Raw genomic sequence first — 23,679 nt, forward strand, 5'->3', positions numbered from 1 at the left:
CAGAAGCTCCTGGTCGAACTCGAGCTCCTCGACCTCCAGGGCCTCCTGGACGTCCTGCGCGGACGCGGTGGTTTCCTGCATGTCTAACCTCCCCTCAGGTGTCGACTGGCATGGACGCTACCTGTGCCAACCAGTGGGGGCAAGGGATGTGCACGACTTTCCGTCGGCGACCCACGAGCCGGAATGCCGAGTTCCGGGTCGGGCCGCAACGATGGTTTGTGGGAATATTTTCCCCTTGTTTGCCGATAATGGCAGGAGATGTGCGACCTAATTGGCTTTGGTTGATATGTCCAGGTCACGTGCGGTTCGCGCGTCGGACGGACGGTGGCCGGAGCCGGCGCGGCCTCCCGAGTGTTTCTCGTGTGACCGGGTTCACAGTGGCGGTGCCCTCGGAACCACCGAACACACGGGAGATGCCATGAACCCCACGGCGCTGGACCTCGTCACGGAGCTCGGCGGGGTCGACTACCTCGCCTTCACCGCCCCCGGCCCCGCCCCGCACGCCGGCCCCCGACCCGACCTGCGCGCCGAGCAGCTGCGCCGGGCCGTGGCGCTGCAGCGCCTGCGCCGGTGGGTGGAGGACCGCCAGGTCGACCCTGCGCACCGTCAGGAGGTACGCGAACTCGCGGACGAGAGCGCCGAGCGCCTGCGTGATCACGATGCCGTGCACCGCACCGGACGCGGCCCCGTGCCGGCCCTCGACGAACGCTGGCGGGGCAGCGCCGGCGCCGCGGCGTACGTCCGGCAGGAGCGGGCGCAGGACCTCGGCAGCCTCCGCCGGAGCCTGCGGGCCGGAACCCGGGTGTGATCCGCGGCCGCCCGGCGCGGCTCACAGCGAGAAGTACCGGGTCTCGCCGGGCCGGACGGTGGTCGTCGTGCCCCGGAAGCGGACGGCGATCGGGTCCTGGCGGCTCTCCTGAAGGCCGACCGAGACCGACCGCCGGTCGACCGAGACGACCACGCCCCAGTGCCCCCGGTAGCGGAGGTCCAGTTCCAGTCTGCCGAGTGCGGACGGCAGCCGCGGCTCGAGCCAGAGCGCGTCCTCGCGGATCTCCAGCCCGGTGTAGCACCGCTGCAGGAGGTCGACCGCGCCGGCCATCGCGCCGAGGTGGATGCCCTCGGGCGTGGTGCCGCCCTGGACGTCGTGCAGGTCGCCGTCGAGCGCGTCCCGGAAGAACCGCCAGGAGGCGCGGCGGTCGGTGCGGGTCAGCACCCAGGCGTGCACCACCGAGCTGAGCGTCGATCCGTGCACGGTGCGCCGCAGGTAGTGGTCCACGGTGCGGTGCAGCAGGTCGTGGCCGGCCGGGTAGCCCAGGCGGCGCAGCAGGTCCCGCACCTCGCGGGCGGAGAACAGGTAGAGCAGCATCAGGACGTCCGCCTGCTTGGACGCCCGGTACCGGTTGACGGTGTCGCCCTCGGCCTCCAGGATCCGGTCGAGGCGGCGCAGGTCGCGGTGGCGGGCGCGGTACCGGTCCCAGTCGAGTTCGGCGAGGCGCTCGTAGCCCTCGAACTGGGAGATCACCCCGTCGTGGAACGGGACGTGCAGCCGCCGGCCGATCTCCTGCCAGGCGTCCGTCTCGGCGGCGTCCAGGGCCAGGCGGTCGGCGAGTTCGTCCCGGCGGGGCGGCGGCAGCAGGTCCAGGGTGTCCAGCGCGCGGGCCAGCACCCAGGAGGCGAGGACGTTGGTGTAGGCGTTGTCGTCGAGGCCGGGCCGGTCGGACCAGGGGTAGGCGTCGTGGTACTCGTCGGGACCGACGACGCCGCGGATCGAGTACCGCTCCCGGGCCGGGTCCCAGCGGGCCAGCGACGCCCAGAACCGGGCGATCTCCAGCAGCATCTCCGCCCCCGTCGAGGCGAGGAACTCCACGTCCCCGGTGGCCTGGTAGTGCTGCCAGACGTTGTAGGCGACCGCCGAGCCGACGTGCCTCTGGAGGTGGCTGTGGTCGGGCAGCCAACGGCCGGACAGCGGGTTGAGATGCCGCTGCTGGGACTCCTCGCGGCCGTCGCTCGCGCTCTGCCACGGGTACATCGCGCCGCGGAGCCCGGCCTGCCGGGCCGCGTGCCGGGCCGCGTCCAGTCGGCGGTGGCGGTAGCCGAGGACGGCGCGGGCCAGCTCGGGGAAGCGCAGGTTCAGCAGGTGCAGCACGAAGAGCTCGTCCCAGAAGACGTGGCCGCGGTAGGCCTCGCCGTGCAGTCCGCGGGCCGGGACGCCGACGTCGAGGTCGGCGGAGTGCTCGGAGTAGGTCTGCAGGAGGTGGAACAGGTCGAGGTTCACCGCCGCGGCGCCCCCGAAGTCGGCCTCGATCCGCATCCGCCGCCAGAGCGCGGCCCAGCGCGCCGCGTGCCGGTGGGCGAGGGCGTCGAACGATCCCGCCCGGCGAGCCAGCCGGCGCGAGGCGGTCAGCGGGTCGCCGATCGCCCGGTCGCGGCCGGTGTGCACGGCGACGGTCTTCTCGACGGTGACGGGCACGCCCCGGGCTGCGTCCACCGCGAGGACCTGCTCGGGCCGGCCGTCGCCGAGGTCCTCGCGGCGGTCGGCGGCGAGCGGGCCGTCGCGGCCGCGCAGCCTGGTCCGGGCGGCCATCGCGATGTGCAGCGGCGACCCGGCGCAGCGGACCACGAGCCACAGGATGCCGTCGGCGTCGGCTCCCTGCCCGACCGGGAGGAGGTGGCGGGCGGCCAGGTGCCGGTAGCGGGCGACGCCGGTGTTGGCCACCGTCCCGTCCAGCGCGGAGCGGACCTCCAGGCGGCCGTCCCAGTTCTCGGGTGTCAGGGTGGTCTCCAGGGCCAGCAGGTGCGGCTGGTCCTGGCTGGCGAGCCGGCGCTGGACGATCCCGGTGCGGCGGCCGTCCGGGTCGACGGCCGTCCCGCGCCGGGTCAGCACGCCGCGCCGCAGGTCGAGCACGAGCTCCTCGTCCTCGGCCGGGCCGTGCCACCACGCGCCGCCCTCCGCACGGAAGGTGAGCGGGAGCCAGTTGGGGCAGTTGACCAGGTCCTCGTTCTCCACGGTGCCGCCGGGCACCGCCGACACGGCCCGGTCGTAGACGCCGGCCAGGTAGGTGCCCGGGTAGTGCACGCCGTCGGCCCGCGACTCCGGCGCCGCGGCCCGGCTCACCAGGTACCCGTTCCCGACCGCGCAGAGCACCTCGCGCAGGCCCTCCTCGGCCGCGTCGAAGCCGCGGTAGCGGAGCGTCCAGGCGTCGTCCCGGTGGCCGCTGCCGCGCCGGTCGGCACGGGCACGGTCCGCCGGTGCCGCCGCGGCACCGGTCGGGCCCGCCCCGCGGGGGCCGGCCGCGGGCGGCCCGGAGCCGCCGTCCGGCCCGTCCGCCGTCCCGGGGGTCCTCGTCACCGGTGACGCCTCCCGTCCGCCGCGTGCCGCGGCCCGGCACACGCTTCCACTGTCCATGGTCGGCCGGACCCGGTGCCCGCGGCAGGGCCGACCGGCCCTGGCCCGCCGCCGGGCTCCGGCCGATGGTGGGAGTGAGCCCACCCACGCCGCGAGGAGCAGACGATGCCGGCCACGGAACGCCCCACCACGGTCGAGGCCCTGCTGGCCGACGGGACCACCGCGGCCATCCGCCGGCTCGGCCCGGCGGACCGCGACGCGGTCTTCGGCCTGTACACCACCCACCTGTCCGCCGACAGCCTCCGACTGCGCTTCTTCGGTGCCAGCCGACGGGCGCCCGCCCTGGCCGCCGACCGGCTCTGCGCCCCGCCCCGCCCCGATCTGATCGGACTCGGCGCCTGGGTCGACGGCGAACTGGTCGGCGAGGCCGACTGCGAGCTCGTCGACCCGGCCGCCGGGGACGCGGAACTCGCCCTCGCCGTTGCCGACGCCTGGCAGCACCGAGGCGTCGCCACCCTCCTCATCGAGCACCTCGCGCACGCCGCCCGCGACCGGGGCATCGCCGCGCTGGTCGCCGACACCCTGGCCGAGAACCGGGCCGTCCACCAGGTCCTCACCGATCTCGGCCTGCCCGTGCACCGCAGGTTCCGGCAGGGCGAGGTCCTCGTCCGGGTGCCGCTCGACGAGAACGACCCGCACTACCGGGACGCCGTCGAGACCCGGGGCCGCGCCGCCGGCATCGCCAGCCTCGCCGCGCTGCTGCGCCCGCGCGCCGTCGCGGTGGTCGGGGCCTCCCGCCGGCCCGGCTCGGTCGGGCAGGCAGTGCTCCGCAAGATCAGGCAGAACGGCTTCACCGGGCCGGTCTGGGCCGTCAACCCGCACGCCGCAACCGTCGCCGGGGAGCCCGCCCACGCCTCGGTCGCGGCCCTGCCCGGCGTGCCCGACCTGGCCGTCCTCGCCGTCCCGCCCGCCGCCGTCCCCGGCGCCGCCGAGGAGTGCGGACTGGCCGGCGTACGGGCCCTGGTGGTGCTCACCTCCGGCCTGACCGCCGACCAGGGCCGCCGGCTCCTGCACGCCTGCCGACGGCACAGCATGCGGATGGTCGGCCCGAACAGCCTCGGCATCGCCCACACCGACCCGGCCGTCCGGCTGGACGCCGAGTTCGGCGGGGCGCATCCGCTGCCCGGGACGGCCGCGGTGGCCGTCCAGTCCGGCGGCGTCGGCATCGCCCTCATGGAACGCCTCGCCTGGCTCGGCACCGGCGTGTCGGCGTTCGTGTCCCTCGGCGACAAGTACGACGTCAGCGGCAACGACCTCCTCCAGTGGTGGGAGGCCGACGGGCGCACCGACCTCGTCCTGCTCCACCTCGAATCGTTCGGCAACCCGCGCGCCTTCGCCCGCACCGCCCGCCGGGTGACCCGGACGATCCCGGTCCTGACCGTCGACGCGGGCCGTTCGGCGGCCGGACGCCGCGGCGCCGCCTCGCACACCGCCGCGGCCGCCACCCCGACCGTCACCCGGCAGGCCCTGTTCCGGCAGGCCGGCATCACCGCGACCCGCAGCATCGCCGAACTCGTCGACACCGCCGCCCTGCTGCGCGCCCAGCCGCTGCCGGGCGCCCGCGGGTCGGTGGCGGTCGTGTCCAACGCGGGCGGGATCGGCATCCTCGCCGCCGACGCCTGCACGGAGGCCGGGCTGCACGTCCCGGCCCTGCCCGACGACCTCGCCCGGGCCCTGCGGGAGGTGCTCCCCGCGGCGGCGGCCACCGCCAACCCGGTCGACACCACCGCCGCCGCCACACCGGCAGAACTGCGCGCCTGCATCGACCTGCTGGCCGACCACCCGGCCGTGGACGCGCTGCTCGTCTGTCTCGTCCCGACGGCCCTGGTCGACCGCCCGGACCGGGCCCCGCTGCAGGCCCTCGTCGACGGGCCCGCGCACCGCCGCGTGCCGATCGCCGCCGTCCTGCTCGACCAGGAGACACCGGTGCGCCACCTGGCCGCCCACCACGGGCTGCTGCCCTCCTACGCCGACCCCGCCGCCGCCGCGCACGCCCTCGCCCACGCCGTCGACCGGGCCCGCCACCTCGCCCGGCCCGACACGCCCGTGGCCGTCCCCGCCACCGCCGACACCGGGACGGCCCGCGGCCTCGTCGACGCCTTCCTGGCCGAGCGGCCCGACGGCGGCTGGCTCGACCCGGCCCGCACCGCCGACCTCCTCGGCTGCTACGGACTGCCGCTCACCACGACGCTCTGGGAGCGCGACGAGCCCGGCATCCTCGCCGCCGCCCGGACCCTCTGCGGCACGGGCCACGACGGGCAGGTCGTCCTCAAGGCCTACTGGCCCGACCAGGTCCACAAGAGCGCGGCCGGCGCCGTCCGGACGGGCCTGCGGACCGACGACGACGTCCGGGACGCCCTGCACGACCTGCGCGGCCGGCTCGGCGACCGGATGGCCGGCGCGGTGGTCCAGCCGATGGCCGCGCCCGGCCTCGAACTGCTCGCCGGCGTCGTCCAGGACGAGGTCTTCGGGCCGCTCGTCGTACTCGGCCTCGGCGGCACCGCCACCGAGGCCCTGGACGACCGCTGCGCGCGGCTCGCCCCGTTGACCGAGCTCGACCACGACTACCTCCCCGCCGAACTCCGCGCCGCACCGCTGCTCCGCGGGGCGGCCGGCGACCCGCCGGTCGACCGGGGCGCCCTGCACCAGGTCCTCGCCGGCCTCTCCCGGCTGGCCCTCGACCTGCCGCAGCTGGCCGAGGCCGAGCTCAACCCGCTCATCGCGGGCAGGGGCGGCCGGACCGCCGTCGACGCGCGCGTCCGGCTGGAACCGCGGACGGCCTTCGACCCGCACCTGCGGCAGCTGCGCCGGTGGCCCGGCACGGACGCGCCGTGAACCCCGGCCGGCCGGGGCCGCGTCGGCCCCCGACACCGGGACCGAACGGCCCTCCCCGGCGGCCGGCCCCGGCGTGACAGTGGGATCGACAGCAGCCGGCCGGGAGGAGTGAGGACCATGCAGCACCGCCGTGTGCACGAGGTGATGACCCGCGAGGTCGTGTCGGCCCGGCCGGACACCCCGTTCAAGGAGATCGTGGCGCTGTTCCACCGCAACGACGTCACCGCCATCCCCGTGGTCGACGACCAGGACCGGCCGATCGGCGTGGTCTCCGAGGCCGACCTGATCCGCAAGGAGGCCGTGCTGGCCGACCCCGAGGGGCGGTCACCGGGCCGCTGGCTCGGCGCGCACGACCGGGCCCGGGCCGAGGCCGAGACCGCCGGCGGGCTGATGACCAGCCCGGCCGTCACCGCGCGGCCCTCGTGGTCGATCCCCGAGGCGGCCCGGGCGATGGACCGCCACCGGGTGAAGCGGCTCGCCGTGGTCGACGAGGCCGGACGCCTGGTCGGGGTGGTCAGCCGCCGCGACCTGCTCCAGATCTTCCTGCGCCACGACGCCGCCATCCGCGAGGAGATCATCCACGACGTGCTCGGCGCGACGCTCTGGCTGCCGTCCGACCGGGTCGAGGTCGCGGTGGACGAGGGCGTGGTGACGCTGACCGGCCGGGTGCCGCGCCGCAGCATGATCCCGATCGTCGAGCAGCTCTGCCGCTCGGTCGACGGAGTGGTCGCCCTCCACCACACCCTGGACTGGACCGAGGACGACACGGACGTCCGCCTGGAGCACCCGAAGGCCTACCGCGCCGGCGCCTGACGGCGCCGGCCGGCCGACCGCTTGCCCCGGCGGCGGCCCGGGCCGGGCGACCGGGCCCGGTCCGCAGGGCCGACCGGTGCACCCCGAGGGGCTGAAGGCCCCTGTGCCGGCCGCGGCCCGCCCGCACAGAATCGGAGCATTCCTCGCCCACCGCGGAGGAGCCCTGCGATGACCAGTACCGAGCCCGGCAACAGCCCGCCGCCCGTCCGGGTGTACCTGCTCGACGACCACGACGTCGTCCGGCAGGGGGTCCGGGACCTGCTGGAGGCGGAGCCGGACATCGAGGTCGTGGGCGAGGCCGGCACCGGCGCCCGGGCCGTCGCCGAGGTGCCGGACCTCCGCCCCGACGTCGCCGTCCTGGAGGTGCGGCTGCGCGACGGCGACGGCGTCAGCGTCTGCCGGGAGCTCCGCGACCGCGCCGACGGGCCGGCCTGCCTGATCCTGACCTCGCTCGACGACGACGACGCCCTCCTGGACGCGGTCCTGGCAGGGGCCGCCGGCTACCTGGTCAAGCAGATCAAGAGCGCGCACCTGGTGTACGCCGTCCGCACGGTTGCCGCGGGGCGGCCCATGCTGGACGCCGTGACCAGGCGCACCGTCACGGAGAACGCGCTCCGCCGCGACGGGGCCCCGACGCGGCCGGCCCTGGAGCGGCTGACGGTGCGGGAGCGGGAGGTCCTGGTGCTGATCGGCGAGGGCCTGACCGACCGGCAGATCGGTGCCGCGCTCTGCCTGGCCGATCTGACGGTGAAGGGGCACGTCGCCCGGGTGCTCGCCAAGGTGGGGTCCGAGCAGCGGCTGCGCACCTCCGTCCTGTCCGTGCGGGCCGCTCCCGCCGACGGACCCGGGCGACCGCCCGGCTGACCCGCGCCGACGCCGCGTTCAGCGGCCGAGCGGGACCCGCCAGACCAGGCGCGTCCCGCCGCTCTCGCGGGCCTCGGCGCTGAAGCTGCCGCCGTGCGCGTCGGCACGCGCAGCAAGATTGGCCAGCCCGCTGCGGCGCCCGTTCGCCGGCAGGCCGACGCCGTTGTCCGTCAAGGCCACCACCAGGTCCTCGCCGGCATCGATCGACACCTCGACCTCGGTGGCGCGGGCGTGCCGGGCCGCGTTGGACAGCCCCTCGCGGAGGACGGCGACGGCGTCCTCCGCGATGTCCGCGGGCACCCGGACATCCAGCAGGCCGCTCATCCGCAGCGCCGGCGCGAAGCCGAACAGGCCGGCGGACTCGTCCACGGCGTCGACCGCCCGCGACCGCAGCCCGGTGCGCTGCGGACCCTCCGTCCGGCTGCGGAGGCCGAAGATGCTGGCCCGGATGGTCCGGGCGGTCTCGTCCAGGTCGTCGATCGCCTGCAGGACCCGCCTGGACGCCTCCGGGTGGTCGATGAACCGGGTCGCGCCCTGCAGCGTCATCCCGGTGGCGAACAGCCGCTGGATCGCGAGGTCGTGCAGGTCGCGGGCGATCCGGTCGCGTTCCCGGAGCAGGGTCATCTTTTCGGCGTCGCGCCGCCGTTCTGCCAGCTCCATCGCCACGGCGGCCTGGCCGGCGAAGCCCTCCAGGGGGGCCGACTCGTCCGCGTCGAACAGGGGCTTGCCGGCGGCCCGTGCGAGCATCAGCACGCCGCGGATCCCTCCTTCGGGGGTGCCGATCGGGACGGCCACGGCCGGTCCCAGGCCGCGCCACCGCGGCGGCCCGACGGTGATCCGCGCGTCCGTCTGCACGTCCGCGCTGACGACCAGGCCGCCACCGAGCGCCGCCGTGCCCATGAACGTGCCCTTGAGCGGCAGGATGAGCCCGGCGTGGTCGTCGGCGTCCAGACCCACCGCCCGCTGCACCTCCAGCTCCCGGCCGTCCTCCACGGGCAGCGCGACCACCACCAGGTCCGCGCCGGCGATATCGCCGGCCCGCGACACCAGCAGATCGAGCACCTCGATCTCGTCGCTGCCGGACAGCAGGCTGCCGGTGATCTCGGCACTCGCCGCCATCCACTGTGCACGCAGCCGGGTCTGCGCGTACAGGCGGGCGTTGTCGATCGCCACGCCCGCCGCCGCGGCGAGCGTCACCAGCAGCGACTCGTCCTCCTGGTCGAAGTCCCGGCCGCCGCGCTTCTCGGTCAGGTACAGGTTGCCGAACACCTTGTCGCGCACCCGGATCGGGACCCCGAGGAAGCCGTGCATCGGCGGGTGGTTCGGCGGGAACCCGTACGACGCCGGGTGTTCGGCCAGTTCCGGCAGCCGCAGGACCTCCGGCCGCCGGATCAGTTCGCCGAGCAGGCCGTGCCCGGAGGGCAACGGGCCGATCCGGTGGATCTCCTCCTCGGTGAGGCCGACCGGGATGAACTGGGTCAGACGCCGGTCCTCGCCGATCACCCCGAGCGCCCCGTACCGGGCGTCCACCAGGGCCACCGCGGCCTCGACGATGTGCCGCAGCACCTGCGTCAGCTCCAGCTCCCGGCCGACGGAGAGCACCGCCTCCAGCAGGCTGTGCACCCGGTCCCGGGTCGCGCGCGCCGCATCGAGTCGCGCCTGCAGCTCGTCCAGCAGCTCGTCGAGCCGGAGCTGGGGGAGGGGGACGGGGCTGTCCTCCGATGCACCGCTCACGCTGCACCCTCCGCGGCTCGACGGCCCGCCCACCGGTCCTCAGCGTAGTCGGCAGCGCCGAGGCGCGCCGCGGCGCACGGGGGCGGCCCGACCGGCCCGGACGGGGGCCCGACCGGCCCATGTCCCCGGCCCCCACGCGCGGCGCAGGCTGGAGGTGCGGGGCCGTGCGGACCGTGCGGCCGCGCCGCCGACGCACCGGGGAGTGAGGACGATGAGGGCCCTGACCTACCACGGACCAGGGCGGCGCACCTGGGGCGATGTCCCCGATCCCGTGATCCGGGAGCCGGAGGACGCCGTCGTCCGGGTGGACGCCGTCACCATCTGCGGCACCGACCTGCACATCCTCAAGGGCGACGTACCGGAGGTCACCGAGGGGCGGATCCTGGGGCACGAGGCCGTCGGAACGGTGGTGCAGACCGGTTCGGCCGTCCGGACGGTCACCGCCGGCGACCGGGTCCTGGTGTCCTGCATCTCCGCCTGCGGCCGCTGCGCCGACTGCCGCGCCGCGGCGTACGGGCAGTGCACCGGCGGGGGCGGCTGGATCCTCGGCCACCTGGTCGACGGCACCCAGGCGGAGTTCGTCCGCACCCCGTTCGCCGACAACTCCCTGCACCGGCTGCCGGCCACGGTGAGCGACGACCGGGCCTTGCTGCTGGCCGACATCCTGCCGACCGCCTACGAGGTCGGCGTCCGCAACGGCCGGGTGGCACCGGGCGACACCGTCGCCGTGCTGGGAGCCGGGCCGATCGGGCTGGCCGCCGTCCTGACCGCCCGTCTCTACAGCCCCGGGCGGATCATCGCCGTCGACACCGACCGCAACCGCCTCGACGCCGCCGAGCAGGCCGGTGCCACCGACGTGCTCGACGCGGCCGCGACCGACGACGAGATCCGCCGGCTGACCCCGGACGGCCGCGGCGTCGACGTGGCCGTCGAGGCGGTCGGCATCCCCGAGACCTTCGAACGCTGCACCCGGATCGTCCGGCCCGGCGGCCGCGTCGCCAACGTCGGCGTGCACGGCCGGCCCGCCGTCCTGCACCTCGAGGACCTGTGGATCAGGAACCTGACCATCACCACCGGCCTGGTCGACACCAGCACCACACCGCTCCTGCTGCGCATGCTCGCCGCGGGATCGCTCGACGTGGGAGGCCTGATCACGCACCGGTTCGGCCTCGACGAGATGCAGGACGCCTACGACGTCTTCTCCGAGGCCGCGGCCAGCGGTGCGCTCAAGGTCGCCCTCTTCCGCACCTGACCCCCGCACCCGAGGAGCCACCGCCATGGACACGCGCCGGCGCCGCCTCCCCCCGGTCGACGACCGGTGGGACACCGCGGAGCTCCTCCGCCGGATCGCCGCGCGGCGGACGCAGCTCGACCTCACCGAGGCGGAACTGGCCCGCCGGGCCGGCATGTCGCCCCGCTACCTCGGCCACCTGCTGCGGACCGACACCGCCTTCGACCCCGACGCGCTGCTCCGGCTGGCCGCCGTCCTCGGCATGACCTACCGGGAACTCGCGGGCGACGATCCGGCCGGACCGCCCTCGCCGGAGCCCGCCGTGGCCCACCCGGTACTGGTACGCCTCACCGAGGCCGAGTGCTGGGACCGGCTCGACACCCACGGCATCGGCCGGGTGGCCCTGGCCGAGGCCGCGGCACCGGGCGTCTACCCGGTCAACTACGCGGTGGACGGCGGCACGGTCGTGTACCGGACCGCCACGGCCGGGGCCGCCGCCGCGCCGACCGGCACCGCGGTCTCCTTCGAGGCCGACCGGCTGGACAGCCGCCACCGCAACGGGTGGAGCGTGCTGCTCACCGGTACCGCCCGGCAGGTGACGGACGGGGAGGAGGACCGGCGCCTGGCCGCCCTCGTCCCGAGCCGCCCGTGGGCGGGCGGGGACCGGAACCTCTGGATCAGGATCGTCCCCGCCACCGTGACCGGCCGTCTGATCCGCACCCCGTGACGGCCGGTCACCGGCGGCGGCGTGCCATCGCGCACGGAGCGCGTCCGTGCGTCGACACGTCACTGCAACGCGTCACTGCAACGCGTCACGCATCACTGCAACGCGTCACTGCGAGGTGAACGCCGAGGTCGGGGACGGGCTGTCGTCGACCTCGAAGGCCAGCTCCTGGTGGACGGCCACGACACCGTCCACGGAGGCGCAGAGCCGCTCGACGACCGGCACCAGGCTCCGCTGCCGCACCGTTCCGCGGAGCCGGACCACGCCGTCGTCCACGGTGACCGCCACGCTGCCCGGCGCCAGCCACAGGGCCTCGCCGAGGACGTCCCCCTCGATCTCCGCGGCGATCTCGGCGTCGCTCCGCAGGAACGGGCTCAGCAGGTCGATCCGGCTCACCACACCGGCCAGCCGACCGCTGTCGTCGACCACCGGGAGGCGCTTCAGACCGCGCTGCGCCATGAGCCGGGCGGCCCTGACGATGCTCCACTGCGGCCTGGCGGTGACCGCCGGGGCCGACATCAGCCCGCCCGCGGTCTCCGCGGCCGGCGCGTTCCCGTCCGCCGGCCCGGTGTGCCGCGAGAGGTCGTGACGACCGGTCGGCTTGCCCGCCTCGGTGCGGACCAGGTCAGCCTCCGACACCACCCCGACCGGCCTGCCGTCCCCGTCGGTCACCGGGACGCCGGCGACGCCGGTGCTGCGCAGGACGGCGACGATCTCCTTGAACGGGGTGTCGGGCCGTACCGTGACCACGTCCCTGGTCATCACGTCTTCCACGGTGCGGTGCAGCATCGCTCTCACCCTTCCTGCGCCCGTCGGCCGGACCGGCCGGCCGGGAGGACCCCCATCTCCACGGTGCGCGGGGCCGTCCGGACCGGCCAGGGTCGGCCGTCCGTGCCGACGGGGCCGAACGGTCCTGCCGGGCGCCGCGCCCGGACGGGACCCGTCCCGCCCGCGCGCCCGACGGCGGACGGGGACCCCGGGGCCGACCGGCCGCCACGGCGGGGCCCGGCGGCCCTCGCGCGGCCGGCGGCGGCCCGCGGAGGGTTGAGGTGTCCCGCAGGTGTGCGAACCGCCCGGCCGGCGGCTCCCCGGCCGCGGGACCCGTCGCCCCGGAGGTGATCGCCGTGACCACCACGGCTTCCGCGCCCGTACGGCTGGACGCCACGCTGGACCGCCCGCTGTCGCGCTGGCTCTGGCTGGTCAAGTGGCTCCTGGCGCTACCGCACTGGATCGTGCTGTGCTTCCTGTGGATCGCCTTCGTGCTGCTCACCGTCGTGGCCTTCTTCGCGATCCTCTTCACCGGCCGCTACCCGCGCGGGATCTTCGACTTCAACCTGGGCGTGCTGCGCTGGACCTGGCGGGTCTCCTACTACGCCTACGGAGGCCTCGGCACCGACCGCTACCCGCCGTTCAGCCTCGGCGCGGAGCCCGATTACCCGGCCCGCCTGGACATCCCCTACCCCGGGCAGCTCTCCCGCGGGCTGGTGCTGGTCAAGTGGTGGCTGCTGGCGCTGCCGCACTACGCCGTGCTCGGCGTGTTCCTCGGCGGCGTCGGCCGGGACGGCGGCGGCGGGCTGATCGGCCTGCTGGTCCTGTTCGCCGGTGTGGCGCTGCTGGTCACCACCCGCTACCCGGCCGGTCTCTTCGACCTGGTCATCGGCCTGGACCGCTGGGTACTGCGGGTCACCGCGTACGCGGCGCTGATGACCGACGACTACCCGCCCTTCCGCCTGGACCAGGGCGGCGGCGACCCGGCGGGTCCGGCGGCGGCACCGCCGGTGAAGTCCCTCTGACCGGGGCCGGAAGTCCCGGGCGGACCGGCCGGTGTGCCCGCGCCCGATGGAGCGGGTCGGCCCCGGCTCCCGGGACCGGCGCCCCTCGGCCCGGGCCCGTCCCGCGACCAGGCTGGAGACAGGCCGCAGACCTGGGCCGCGGCGGCCGCCACCGCCGCGGCCCCTCCCGCGGCCGCTCCCACCCGGCGCGAGGAGGAACCCGCCATGTTCGACCAGCCGATCACCGCGGCCGAGTTCGAAGGCCTCGCCGCCGCCGCGGGGGCGGCGCCCTCGCTGCACAACAGCCAGCCCTGGCGGTTCAGGCCCACCCCGGACGCCCGCGGCCTCCAGGTGTACGCCGACCCCGCCCGGGCCGTGCCGCTCGCGGACCCCGAGGGCCGGGCCCGCACGGTGTCGGTCGGCGCGGCCGTCCTCAACCTGCGCGTGGCGGCGGGCCGCCTCGGGCGCGCCGCCGACGTCCGGCTGCTGCCGGAGCCCGCCGAGCCCGACCTGATGGCCGTCCTCGACCTCTCCGCACCCGGGCCCGCCCTCGACCCCGACCTGAGCGCCGCGATCCCGCACCGCCACTCGGGCCGCCGGCCGTTCGCCAACCGCGACGTGCCGGAGGCCGTGATCGAGGAGCTGATCGCCGCGGCCGCCGCCGAGGGCGCCGTCCTCACCTCGCTGGAGGAGGCCGGTGTACGCAGCGTGCTGACGCTCACCGCGCAGGCCGAGCGGCGGATCGCCGCGGACCCGGCGCGCCGCGCCGAGCACCGGTCCTGGATCCGCACGGACGCGCCGGCCGACGAGGGGATCCCGGCCTCGGCGCTCGGCCCGATGGACCGTGACGACCGGGTGCCGATGCGGGACTTCGCCGGCGACTCGGGTCCGCTGCCGCCGGAGCGGTTCGAGGCGCTGCCGCAGCTCTGCACCCTCACCACCCCCGGCGACGGTCCGGTCGACTGGCTGCGGGCCGGCCAGGCGCTGGAGCACCTCTGGCTGCTCGCCACCGTCCGCGGCGTCCGGGCCAACGTCCTGCACCAGGCCGTCGAGTTCCCCGACACCCGGCTGATGCTGCGCGACCCGGCGGACAGTCCCGGCCACGTCCAACTCGTCCTGCGGCTCGGCTACGGCCCGCCCGGGGCCCCGACCCCGCGCCGACCCGTCCGGGAGATCCTCGACCTGTCGACGCTCCCCGGTGGCCCGCAGCTCCGTACCGCGGCGCCGATGGCGTCGTGACGCTCCGCGCGGATCGGGCCCGACCCCGGCGGGGCCGAGACACTGGGCGCCCGGGGGACCCGGCGCCGGGCCGGGCGCGCTCGGCGGTCCGACGGCGGTCAGCCGGACGACCGCTGGGTCCAGCGGGGCTCGATCCGCGCCCACTCCGCGTCCCACTGGGCGTAGCGGCGGTGGTCGAGGAACCGTACCGAGCCCTTCCACACCACCAGGCACAGGGCCGCGCCGGCCGTTCCCGCGGCAGTGGCCACGGTCACGGCGGTGGTCAGCGCCCGGCCCGGGGTGGCCGGAGCGGGGACGACCGAGCCCTGCGCGTCGAGCCACAGCCGGACGGGGGTGCCCGCCCGGGTGCCCGGCAGCACGGCGATCCGTACCGAGTGGCGGCTGCCGTCCGCGGCGGTCCAGGCGACCGTACCCGGGACGGCGGTCCGGCCCGGCGGGGCGACGCCCGGGACGTCCTCGGTCAGCCGGGCGGTGACGGCGTGCCGGGTGACGTGTTGCACCTGGACGGCGTGCAGCTGCGCCCGGTAGCTCGACACGCCGGTGGTCACGGCGGCGGCCGGGACGCCGACGAGGACGCAGACCAGCAGCAGCCGGGCGAGCCGGCGCTGGACGCGGTCGGACGTCCGCTGCATCGGGTTCCGCCCTGCTGGTGCGCTCATCGCGTCCGCCTCCCACACGATCGCCGGGTCGGCTCCTCCCATCGTCCGCCGGACCGCCGCGCCGGGCATGGTCCGACCGGCCCACACCCGGCCGGGCGATGGTCACCCGCGGCGGCCCGAGCGGCGGCGAGGGGAGCGCGCCACGGATACCCGCGTTTCCATGGAGGGGGAGCCGACCGCCGGAACGGGAGCAGGCCATGTCGCAGAGCCCTTCGCAGCACAACGCCCACCTCGCGCGGCTGGTCAGGCTGTCCGGTGCGGCCCTGGAACGGGCGGCCCGCGCCGCACTGGCCGCTCCCGGCGCTCCGGTCGAGCAGGAGCTGGACGCCGCGGGGCGGGCGCTCGGCCCGCTGTACGAGGAGGTCGAGGCCGAGGCGGCGGCGCTGCTCGACGCGGCACGGGTGCCCGTCGGACCCAGGACCGTGGTGGCCGAGGTCCACGTCGCCTCCGACGTGCAGCGGCTGGCGGAGCTGGCCCGCGGGGTGGGAGACATCGCCTGGGTCCGGCGCGGGCGCGACCCGCTCCCGGAGCGCCTGCGGACTCCGCTGGCCGGGATGGCCGGACTCGCCGTGTCGATGGTCGCCGCAGCCGGCGACCTCCTGGCGGATCCGCGACCGGCGGCGTCCGCGGACCTCCACGACGGCCTCAACGAGATGGCCCAGCGGCAGCGGCTGCTCTACGACCGGCTGCTCGCCGACGGGTCCGGGCCCGCCCGGCTGGACATGGTCGACGCCGTGCTGCTGAGCGGCTCCTTCGACCGCTGCGCGGCCCATGCCGTGTCGGCGGCCCGGCACACGGCGCTCTTCTCCGGGCCGCCGTGAGACGCGCCCCTTCCCTCGGCCCGGTGTGATTGCGGCCCGGATGGCCCGGCCGGACACTCGTGGGGACGGCGCTGCGGCGGACCCTGCTCGAACAGGAGGCGCTGGTGGCGGACGGCGGATGGCAGTTCTGGGTGGACCGCGGCGGGACGTTCACCGATGTCGTCGCACGCCGCCCGGACGGCCGCATCGTGGTGCACAAGCTGCTGTCCCAGGATCCGCACCGCCGCGGGGACCCGGCCCTCGCCGGCATCCGGCACCTCCTCGGGCTCCCGCCGGGGGCCCCGCTCGCCGGGGCGGGCATCGACTCCGTGCGGATGGGCACCACGGTCGCGACCAACGCCCTCCTGGAGCGCACCGGCGAGCCGACCGCCCTGGTGATCACCCGCGGCTTCGGCGACGCGCTGCGGATCGGGTACCAGAACCGGCCCGACATCTTCGCCCGGGAGATCCGGCTGCCCGACCCCCTGTACGAGCGGGTGATCGAGGCCGACGAGCGGATCACCGCGGACGGCACCGTCCTCCGGCCGCCCGACGTCGACGGCCTCGCGGACGCGTTCGCGGCGGCGCGCCGCGACGGGGTCTCGGCCGCTGCCGTGGTCTGCCTGCACAGCCACCTCCACCCGGAGCACGAGCGGGTGATCGGCGCAGCGGCCCGGGCCGCCGGGTTCGCGCAGGTCTCGCTGTCGAGCGAGGTCAGTCCGCTGATGAAGGTCGTCCCCCGGGGCGACACCACCGTCGTGGACGCCTACCTGTCCCCGGTGCTGCGCCGGTACGTCGAGGGCGTGGCCGCCGACCTGCACGGGGCGCGGCTGATGTTCATGCAGTCGAACGGCGGCCTCACCGAGGCGGACCGGTTCCGGGGCAAGGACGCGGTGCTCTCCGGGCCCGCCGGGGGCATCGTCGGCATGGCGCGGCTCTCGGAACTCGCCGGCCACCGCCGGGTCATCGGGTTCGACATGGGCGGTACCTCGACCGACGTGTCCCACTACGCCGGCGCCTACGAACGCGTCTTCTCGGCACAGGTCGCCGGGGTGCGCCTGCGGGCACCGATGCTGGCGATCCACACCGTCGCGGCGGGCGGCGGGTCGGTGCTCCACTTCGACGGCAGCCGCTACCGGGTCGGCCCCGACTCCGCGGGGGCCGACCCCGGGCCGACCTGCTACCGCAACGGCGGGCCGCTGACCGTGACCGACGCCAATCTGATGCTGGGCCGGATCCAGGCGGCGCACTTCCCCCGGGTGTTCGGCCCGGACGGCGATGCGCCCCTCGACGCGGATGCCGTCCGGGGCGCGTTCGCCGACCTGGCCGCGGAGATCGGGGAGCGGACGGGTGACGACCGGTCGCCGGAGGACGTCGCCGAGGGCTACCTGCGCATCGCGGTCGACAACATCGCCCACGCGGTGAAGCGGGTGTCGGTGCAGCAGGGCCACGACGTCACCCGGTACGCGCTGACCACCTTCGGCGGGGCCGGCGGCCAGCACGCCTGCGCCGTCGCGGACGCCCTCGGCATCGGCACCGTCCTCGTCCCGCCCATGGCCGGACTGCTGTCCGCCCTGGGCATGGGGCTGGCGGACGTGACCGCGATGCGCGAACAGGCGGTCGAACTCCCACTGGAGGAGGCCTCGATGGGCCGCGTCCGGACGGTGGCCGGGGCGCTCGGCGAGGCGGCCCGGCGGGAGCTCGCGGCGGAGGGCGTACCGCCCGAGCGGATCCGCACGGTGCTCCGCGCCCACCTGCGGTACGACGGCACCGACACGGTGCTGCCGGTCGGGCTCGGCGGGGCGGCCGCGATGGCGGCGGAGTTCGAGGCGGCGCACCGCGCGCTCTACTCGTTCCTGATGGACCGCCGGATCGTGGTGGAGGCGGTGGCGGCCGAGGCGGTGGGCGCGAGCGAGCAGCCCGACCTGTCCTCGCTCGGAGCGGCCGGGGCGCAGCAGCCGGCGGAGCCCGAGGAGGTCCCGATGTACGCGGGCGGCGCCTGGCGCCGTGCGACGCTGCTGCGGCGGGACGCCCTGCGGGCCGGCGACACGGTGCGGGGCCCGGCGGTCCTGACCGAGGACGGCGCCACGACCGTGGTGGACGACGGCTGGCGGGCCACCGCCGGGCCACTCGGCCACTTGGTGCTGGAACGCGAAACCGCCCGCCCGCCGGCGGATGTCGCCACCCGTGCGGACCCGGTCCTGCTGGAGGTCTTCAACAACCTCTTCATGTCGGTCGCCCGGCAGATGGGCGCCCGTCTGGAGGCCACCGCGCAGTCGGTGAACATCAAGGAGCGGCTCGACTTCTCCTGTGCCGTCTTCGACCCGGACGGCAACCTGGTCGCCAACGCGCCGCACATCCCGGTGCACCTCGGCTCGATGGGGACGACGGTCAAGGAGGTGGTCGCCCGCCGCCGCGGCGCCCTGCGGCCGGGCGATGCGTACGCGGTGAACGACCCGTACCACGGCGGCACCCACCTGCCGGACGTCACCGTGGTGAGCCCGGTGTTCGACAGCGGCGGGGACGAGCTGCTGTTCTTCGTCGCCTCCCGCGGTCACCATGCGGAGATCGGCGGCATCACGCCCGGGTCGATGCCGGCGGGCAGCCGCCGGATCGAGGAGGAGGGCGTGCTGTTCGACAACTGGCTCCTGGTCGAGGGCGGCCGTCTGCGGGAGGCCGAAACGCTCGCCCTGCTCAGGGACGCCCCGTACCCCTCGCGCGGCCCGGAGGTGAACCTGGCCGACCTGCGGGCCCAGATCGCCGCCAACCGCAAGGGGATCGAGGAGATCGGCGTGATGGTCGACACCTACGGGGTGGAGGTGGTGCAGGCCTACATGCGGCACGTGCAGGACAACGCGGAGGAGGCCGTGCGGCGGGTCGTCGACCGGCTGGAGGGCGGGCAGTGCCGCTACGAGACCGACTCCGGGGCGGTGATCCGGGTGAGGGTGGACGTCGACCGGCGGCACCGGTCCGCCACCGTCGACTTCACCGGCACCTCGCCGCAGCTGGCGGGCAACCTCAACGCGCCGTCGTCGGTCGTCACCGCGGCCGTGCTGTACGTCTTCCGGACCCTGGTCGCCGACGACATCCCGCTCAACGACGGCTGCCTGAGGCCCCTTCACCTAGTGGTGCCGCCCGGGTCGATGCTGTCCCCGCGCCCCCCGGCGGCCGTGGTGGCGGGGAACGTCGAGACCTCGCAGGCGATCGTCGGGGCGCTCTACCGGGCGCTGGGGGTCCAGGCGGAGGGCTCGGGCACGATGAACAACGTCAGCTTCGGCAACGACCGCCACCAGTACTACGAGACGCTCGGCTCGGGTTCGGGGGCGGGCCCGGGCTTCGCCGGGGCGTCCGTGGTGCAGACCCACATGACCAACTCGCGCCTGACCGATCCGGAGGTCCTGGAGACCCGCCTCCCGGTGGTCGTCGAGTCGTTCGCGGTCCGGACCGGCAGCGGAGGTGCTGGCCGGTACCGCGGGGGCGACGGGGCCGTGCGGCGCCTGCGCTTCCTGGAGCGGATGACGGTGAGCGTCGTCTCCGGCCACCGCCGGGTCGGGCCGTACGGACTGGCGGGCGGTGGGCCCGGGGCGCTCGGCGTCAACCGGATCGAGGGCCCGGACGGCGGCCGCGCCCTGGCCGGCTGCGACTCCGTCGACGTGGAGCCCGGGGACGTCCTGGTGGTGGAGACCCCGGGCGGCGGCGGGTACGGCTCCCCGGCGGAGGACGGCGGCCTGGTCGCGGCGCGTTCCTCAGGCCCTGGCACCGGTGACGAGGCGCTCCCGGTCGAACAGGGCGGACACCAGCCGCCAGGCGAGCACGTCGATGAGCAGCAGGCCGGCGCCGAGGGCCGCGGTGACGGCGACGGTGGGCCGGATGACGTTGAAGCCGATCAGCGCCGTCACCGCGATCGGCGGCAGGGCGGCCAGTGAGCTGAGCTGCTGGGCGACGCGGACGTCGCCGGTGCGGGTCGAGATGGCGATGCCCGCCCAGATCGACCACATCGCCAGCAGCGGGGTGAACAGCAGTTGGGCGAGCACCCGGGGAGCCCGGAGGACGTCGTCCGCCACGTTCTGGTGCGCGAAGAGCGCGACGGCGGTCAGGAAGACCCCGTACATCGCGTACGAGATGAGCAGGGTCGGCAGGAGGGCCGCCAGCGCCTTGCCGACGAGGAACTCGGCCGGGCGGACCGGAGTGGTCAGCACCGGTTCGAGCGTGCCCTGTTCGCGTTCGCCGACCACCGCGTAGGAGGAGACCACGGCGGGCACCAGCGCGGGGATCATCAGCAGGTAGAGCAGGGAGACGCCGAGCAGGGCGTCGAGCTTCTCCGCCGGGGCGTTCGCGGGCAGGCTGAAGACCGTGGTGATCGGCAGGACGATGAACGCCACCGGCATGACCGCCATCGTCGTGGCGATGAAGCGGTTGCGCCGGTAGTCGTTCAGCTCCTTGCCCACCAGGGCGCGGATCCGGGTCCGGTTCAGCCCGGTCGGTGCGTCGGGTGCCCTCGTCATCGTGTCCGCGCCTCCACGTCCTCGTCGATCAGCTGGAGGTAGACGTCCTCCAGCGAGTGCCGTGACGGGCTCAGCACGAGCAGGTCGGCGCCGGCGGTGACCACGGCGCGTGCGACGGCGGGTGCCACGTCCGGTCCGGTGACGGCCAGCAGGTAGCCGGCGCCGTCCCCGTCGTGGGTGCCGGGGTGCCATCCCTCGACCCCCGGCAGGCCCGCGAAGACCCGGTCGGGCTCGGCCAGCGGGGCCCGCGTCGTGACCTGCAGGGTCTGGGCGAAGAGGCGCTCGCGCAGCTCGTCGGGGCGGCCGATGGTGCGCAGTGTGGTGTTCATGATGCCGACGCGGTCGCACAGCGCCTCGGCCTCGGCGAGGCGGTGGGTGGTCAGGAAGATCGTGACGCCGCGGTGGCGCAGGCCGTCGATGAGGCCGTGCACGTCGCGGGCGGCCAGCGGGTCGAGCCCGGAGGTCGGTTCGTCCAGGAACAGGATCTGCGGGTCGCTCAGCAGCGCGCGGGCCAGCCCGACCCGCTGGCGCAGGCCCTTGGAGAGCGAGCGGCACGGATCGTCCGCGCGGTCGAGCAGGTTGACGGCCCGCAGGGCGCGCTCGATGCGGCCGCGCCGGTCGTCGAGCTCGTACAGGCCCGCGAAGAAGGAGAGGTTCTCCGCCACGCTGAGGCGCTGGTAGAGGCCGGGCGACTCGGGCATGACGGCGATCCGGCGGCGGATCTCGACGCCGTTGGCGGCGTTCAGCGGCAGGCCGGCCACGGTCGCCGAGCCGGCCGTGGGGGCCAGCAGCGTGCCGAGCGTCCTGACGATGGTGGTCTTCCCGGCCCCGTTCGGCCCGAGGAAGCCGAACACCTCGCCGTGGTCGACGCCGAAGGTCACGTCGGTGAACGCGGTGCGCTCACCGAAGCGCTTGGTCAGCCCGTCGACGACGACGGCGGGCCCGCCGAGCGGCGCCGGGGCGGGTGTCGCGGCACTGTCTCGTCTCGCCTTCACCATTTAAGTGATATCACTTTGAATGCCCGGGGCCCACCCCTGTGACGGGTCATTCCGGGCCGGGACCGTCCTCCTCCGGGCGCGGGTGCTTGGGCGGGCGTCCGCGCCGGGGCAGGCTGCCGACGTTGCCCGGCAGCCTGCCGGCGTCCGCCAGGGCGTGGCGCAGCAGCAGCTCGATCTGGGCGGTGGTGCTGCGCAGCTCGTCGCCGGCCCAGCGGGCCAGGGCGTCGTGCACGGCCGGATCCAGCCGCAGCAGGATGCTCTTGCGCTCGGCCACGGTGCGGCCTACTGGTAGAGGGTGCCGGTGTTGATCACCGGCTGGGTGGCGCTCTCACTGCACAGCACCACCAGCAGGTTGCTCACCATGGTGGCCTTGCGCTCCTCGTCGAGGTCGACCAGCTCCTCGGCGGCCAGCTGCTCGAGCGCGAGGTGCACCATGCCGACCGCGCCCTCCACGAGCCGGCGCCGCGCGTCGACCACGGCGTCCGCCTGCTGGCGGCGGAGCATGACCTGCGCGATCTCCGGTGCGTAGGACAGGCGCGAGATGCGCGACTCGACCACGAACACGCCGGCCGGGGCCACCCGGTCGGTGATCTCGGCGGTCATCCGGGAGGTGATCTCCTCGGCGTTCTCGCGCAGGGACAGGCGCCGGGTGCCCCGGGCGTCGTACGGATAGCTGCCGGCGACGTGGCGCACGGCCGTCTCGGTCTGCGTGGCGACGAACGCGACGACGTCCTCGACGGCGTACACGGCCCGGGCCGTGTCCTCGACCTGCCAGACCACCACGGCGGCCATCTCGACCGGATTGCCGTCCGCGTCGTTGACCTTCAGCACCTGGGTCTCGTGGTTGCGGATGCGCGTGGAGACCCGCTGACGCCGGGTCAGCGGGGCCACCCACTGGAGGCCCGTCGTCCGTACCGTGCCCAGGTACCGGCCGAACAGCGCCACCACCTGGGCCTGCCCGGGCGAGACCGCGGTCAGTCCGGACAGCGCGACCACGCCGGCCACCAGCAGCGCGATGCCCGCGGCCGGTGCCGCGCCCAGGGCCGCCGCGCCGCCCCCGACCAGCGCCAGACCGACCACCAGCGCCAGAACGCCGGGCAGGCTGCGGGCCGTGCGTTCCACGATGCCTCCGCCGGCCGCCCGCGGCCGCTCTGCGGGCGCCTGCTGCGCCCCGTCCGGAGTCCACTGGTTCATCCGGCCACCTCGCCCCTGTGCGGGAACACCCTGCGCGCCCGCGGAACTCGAGTATAGAGATATCACTTAAAGGCGGAAAGCCGCCGCAGGCCGGAGCGGGCGGCCGTTCGGCCCGGCCCCGGACCGGCGAGCCAGCCACCGGGCCGAACGGCCCAACCGCCCGGGCGCGGTCGGCCCTGGTGCCTGCCGCGGACATGCGGTGGGCTGGGTGGCCACGGCACCGGAGCCCGGCGGGGATCGGCCCGGGCCGGTCGGAGAGGAGCAGCAGATGACACAGGGGACACCGGCCCGGCGGATCGTGGTGGGGGTCGACGGATCCCCGTCGTCCAACGCGGCGCTGCGGTGGGCCGCACGCCAGGCCGAGCTCACCGGCGCCACCCTGGACGCGGTGATCGCCTGGGAGTACCCGGCGAGCTACGGCTGGAGCGGCACACTGGCCGACGGCGACTTCGGCGTGTGGGCCGGCAAGGCCCTGTCGGACGCCGTCGCCGCCGAACTCGGAGCGGAGCCGGCGGTCGTGGTCCGCGAGCGCGTCCTGGGCGGCAATGCGGCCACCGTCCTGCTCGACGCCGCCGAAGGGGCCGACCTGCTGGTGCTCGGCAACCGCGGGCGCGGCGGCTTCCGCCAGGCGCTGCTCGGCTCGGTCGGGCAGCACTGCGTCCAGCACGCGGACTGCCCCGTGGTGATCGTCCGCGGCAAGCACCAGGACACCTGAGAGGGCCCCGCCGGGCCCTCCGCCGGCCGCCGGAGGGCCGAACGACCCCGCGCCGCCGGCACCGACGGCGGCGCCGGACAGTGCCGGGCAGCCCTCCCGGCGCCGGCGCCCGCCGGGTGTGCTGGAGGCGACAGATCCGACCGCCACTCGGCCGGTCCCCGCGGCGGTCGCCGCCCCGGGGCGCCGGGCA

18 protein-coding genes and 1 pseudogene are annotated in these 23,679 nt (G+C 75.7%); 11 read left to right on the top strand and 8 right to left on the bottom strand.

Annotation, left to right across the window (positions count from 1 at the left end; genetic code table 11):
* Positions 1–418: 418 nt before the first annotated feature.
* Positions 419–808 carry a hypothetical protein gene (locus tag ACFV0G_RS00710; protein WP_380539285.1) on the top strand — a complete coding sequence of 130 codons (390 nt, stop codon included), beginning with the start codon at positions 419–421 and terminating at the stop codon, positions 806–808.
* A gap of 21 nt (positions 809–829) precedes the next feature.
* Here the strand turns inward: ACFV0G_RS00710 and ACFV0G_RS00715 are convergent, their stop codons facing one another.
* Positions 830–3,349 (bottom strand): glycoside hydrolase family 65 protein, encoded by a 2,520-nt coding sequence (locus ACFV0G_RS00715; protein WP_380539288.1) that lies wholly within the window; start codon positions 3,347–3,349, stop codon positions 830–832.
* A gap of 162 nt (positions 3,350–3,511) precedes the next feature.
* Here ACFV0G_RS00715 and ACFV0G_RS00720 point away from each other — a divergent pair, with 162 nt between their 5' ends.
* From ACFV0G_RS00720 to ACFV0G_RS00730, 3 genes are all read left to right on the top strand, one after another.
* A complete protein-coding gene (locus ACFV0G_RS00720; protein WP_380539291.1) occupies positions 3,512–6,241 on the top strand; it encodes a GNAT family N-acetyltransferase in 2,730 nt (909 codons plus the stop codon).
* A 117-nt stretch (positions 6,242–6,358) separates the two neighbouring features.
* Positions 6,359–7,054: a CBS domain-containing protein gene (locus tag ACFV0G_RS00725; protein WP_380539294.1), complete on the top strand. Its 696-nt coding sequence runs from the start codon at positions 6,359–6,361 to the stop codon at positions 7,052–7,054.
* A gap of 168 nt (positions 7,055–7,222) precedes the next feature.
* A complete protein-coding gene (locus ACFV0G_RS00730) occupies positions 7,223–7,918 on the top strand; it encodes a response regulator (RefSeq protein ID WP_380539297.1) in 696 nt (231 codons plus the stop codon).
* 18 nt (positions 7,919–7,936) lie between these two features.
* Here the strand turns inward: ACFV0G_RS00730 and ACFV0G_RS00735 are convergent, their stop codons facing one another.
* Positions 7,937–9,652, bottom strand: a complete 1,716-nt coding sequence (locus ACFV0G_RS00735; RefSeq protein WP_380539300.1) for a GAF domain-containing protein — start codon at positions 9,650–9,652, stop codon at positions 7,937–7,939.
* 211 nt (positions 9,653–9,863) lie between these two features.
* Here ACFV0G_RS00735 and ACFV0G_RS00740 point away from each other — a divergent pair, with 211 nt between their 5' ends.
* Positions 9,864–10,904: a zinc-dependent alcohol dehydrogenase family protein gene (locus tag ACFV0G_RS00740; protein ID WP_380539303.1), complete on the top strand. Its 1,041-nt coding sequence runs from the start codon at positions 9,864–9,866 to the stop codon at positions 10,902–10,904.
* A 25-nt stretch (positions 10,905–10,929) separates the two neighbouring features.
* A complete protein-coding gene (locus ACFV0G_RS00745) occupies positions 10,930–11,610 on the top strand; it encodes a helix-turn-helix domain-containing protein (protein ID WP_380539306.1) in 681 nt (226 codons plus the stop codon).
* A gap of 105 nt (positions 11,611–11,715) precedes the next feature.
* Here the strand turns inward: ACFV0G_RS00745 and ACFV0G_RS00750 are convergent, their stop codons facing one another.
* Positions 11,716–12,396: a CBS domain-containing protein gene (locus ACFV0G_RS00750; protein WP_380539309.1), complete on the bottom strand. Its 681-nt coding sequence runs from the start codon at positions 12,394–12,396 to the stop codon at positions 11,716–11,718.
* Positions 12,397–12,731: 335 nt separating this feature from the next.
* Here ACFV0G_RS00750 and ACFV0G_RS00755 point away from each other — a divergent pair, with 335 nt between their 5' ends.
* On the top strand, positions 12,732–13,400 hold the full coding sequence (locus ACFV0G_RS00755) for a DUF4389 domain-containing protein (protein ID WP_380539312.1): 669 nt from the start codon (positions 12,732–12,734) through the stop codon (positions 13,398–13,400).
* Between the two features lie 204 nt (positions 13,401–13,604).
* The gene (locus ACFV0G_RS00760) at positions 13,605–14,618 is read left to right on the top strand and encodes an Acg family FMN-binding oxidoreductase (protein ID WP_380539315.1); all 1,014 of its coding nucleotides are present in this window, start codon (positions 13,605–13,607) and stop codon (positions 14,616–14,618) included.
* 98 nt (positions 14,619–14,716) lie between these two features.
* Here ACFV0G_RS00760 and ACFV0G_RS00765 read toward each other — a convergent pair whose 3' ends face one another.
* Positions 14,717–15,277, bottom strand: coding sequence for a hypothetical protein (locus tag ACFV0G_RS00765; RefSeq protein WP_380539318.1), 561 nt, complete (start codon positions 15,275–15,277; stop codon positions 14,717–14,719).
* 197 nt (positions 15,278–15,474) lie between these two features.
* On the opposite strand from ACFV0G_RS00765, the gene ACFV0G_RS00770 reads away from it, so the two are divergent.
* Both ACFV0G_RS00770 and ACFV0G_RS00775 read left to right on the top strand, forming a co-directional pair.
* Entirely contained in the window at positions 15,475–16,098 is a 624-nt protein-coding gene (locus ACFV0G_RS00770; protein ID WP_380539321.1) for a hypothetical protein, read from the top strand.
* A gap of 59 nt (positions 16,099–16,157) precedes the next feature.
* The gene (locus ACFV0G_RS00775; protein WP_380539324.1) at positions 16,158–20,003 is read left to right on the top strand and encodes a hydantoinase B/oxoprolinase family protein; all 3,846 of its coding nucleotides are present in this window, start codon (positions 16,158–16,160) and stop codon (positions 20,001–20,003) included.
* A gap of 42 nt (positions 20,004–20,045) precedes the next feature.
* Here the strand turns inward: ACFV0G_RS00775 and ACFV0G_RS00780 are convergent.
* The 4 genes and pseudogenes from ACFV0G_RS00780 to ACFV0G_RS00795 form a co-directional block, all read right to left on the bottom strand.
* Positions 20,046–20,582: pseudogene (locus tag ACFV0G_RS00780) on the bottom strand (ABC transporter permease); the annotation flags it as partial.
* Positions 20,579–21,577 carry an ABC transporter ATP-binding protein gene (locus ACFV0G_RS00785; protein ID WP_380539327.1) on the bottom strand — a complete coding sequence of 333 codons (999 nt, stop codon included), beginning with the start codon at positions 21,575–21,577 and terminating at the stop codon, positions 20,579–20,581. The pseudogene ACFV0G_RS00780 and the gene ACFV0G_RS00785, both read right to left, overlap by 4 nt.
* 49 nt (positions 21,578–21,626) lie before the next feature.
* Positions 21,627–21,854: a hypothetical protein gene (locus ACFV0G_RS00790; protein ID WP_380539330.1), complete on the bottom strand. Its 228-nt coding sequence runs from the start codon at positions 21,852–21,854 to the stop codon at positions 21,627–21,629.
* Between the two features lie 8 nt (positions 21,855–21,862).
* Complete coding sequence (locus tag ACFV0G_RS00795) at positions 21,863–22,774, bottom strand: SPFH domain-containing protein (protein ID WP_380539333.1); 912 nt, start codon at positions 22,772–22,774, stop codon at positions 21,863–21,865.
* A 268-nt stretch (positions 22,775–23,042) separates the two neighbouring features.
* Here ACFV0G_RS00795 and ACFV0G_RS00800 point away from each other — a divergent pair, with 268 nt between their 5' ends.
* Positions 23,043–23,489, top strand: a complete 447-nt coding sequence (locus ACFV0G_RS00800) for a universal stress protein (protein WP_380539336.1) — start codon at positions 23,043–23,045, stop codon at positions 23,487–23,489.
* The last annotated feature ends 190 nt before the right edge of the window (positions 23,490–23,679 follow it).

It is taken from the genome of Kitasatospora sp. NPDC059571, from assembly GCF_042735675.1.
Classification (GTDB): domain Bacteria; phylum Actinomycetota; class Actinomycetes; order Streptomycetales; family Streptomycetaceae; genus Kitasatospora.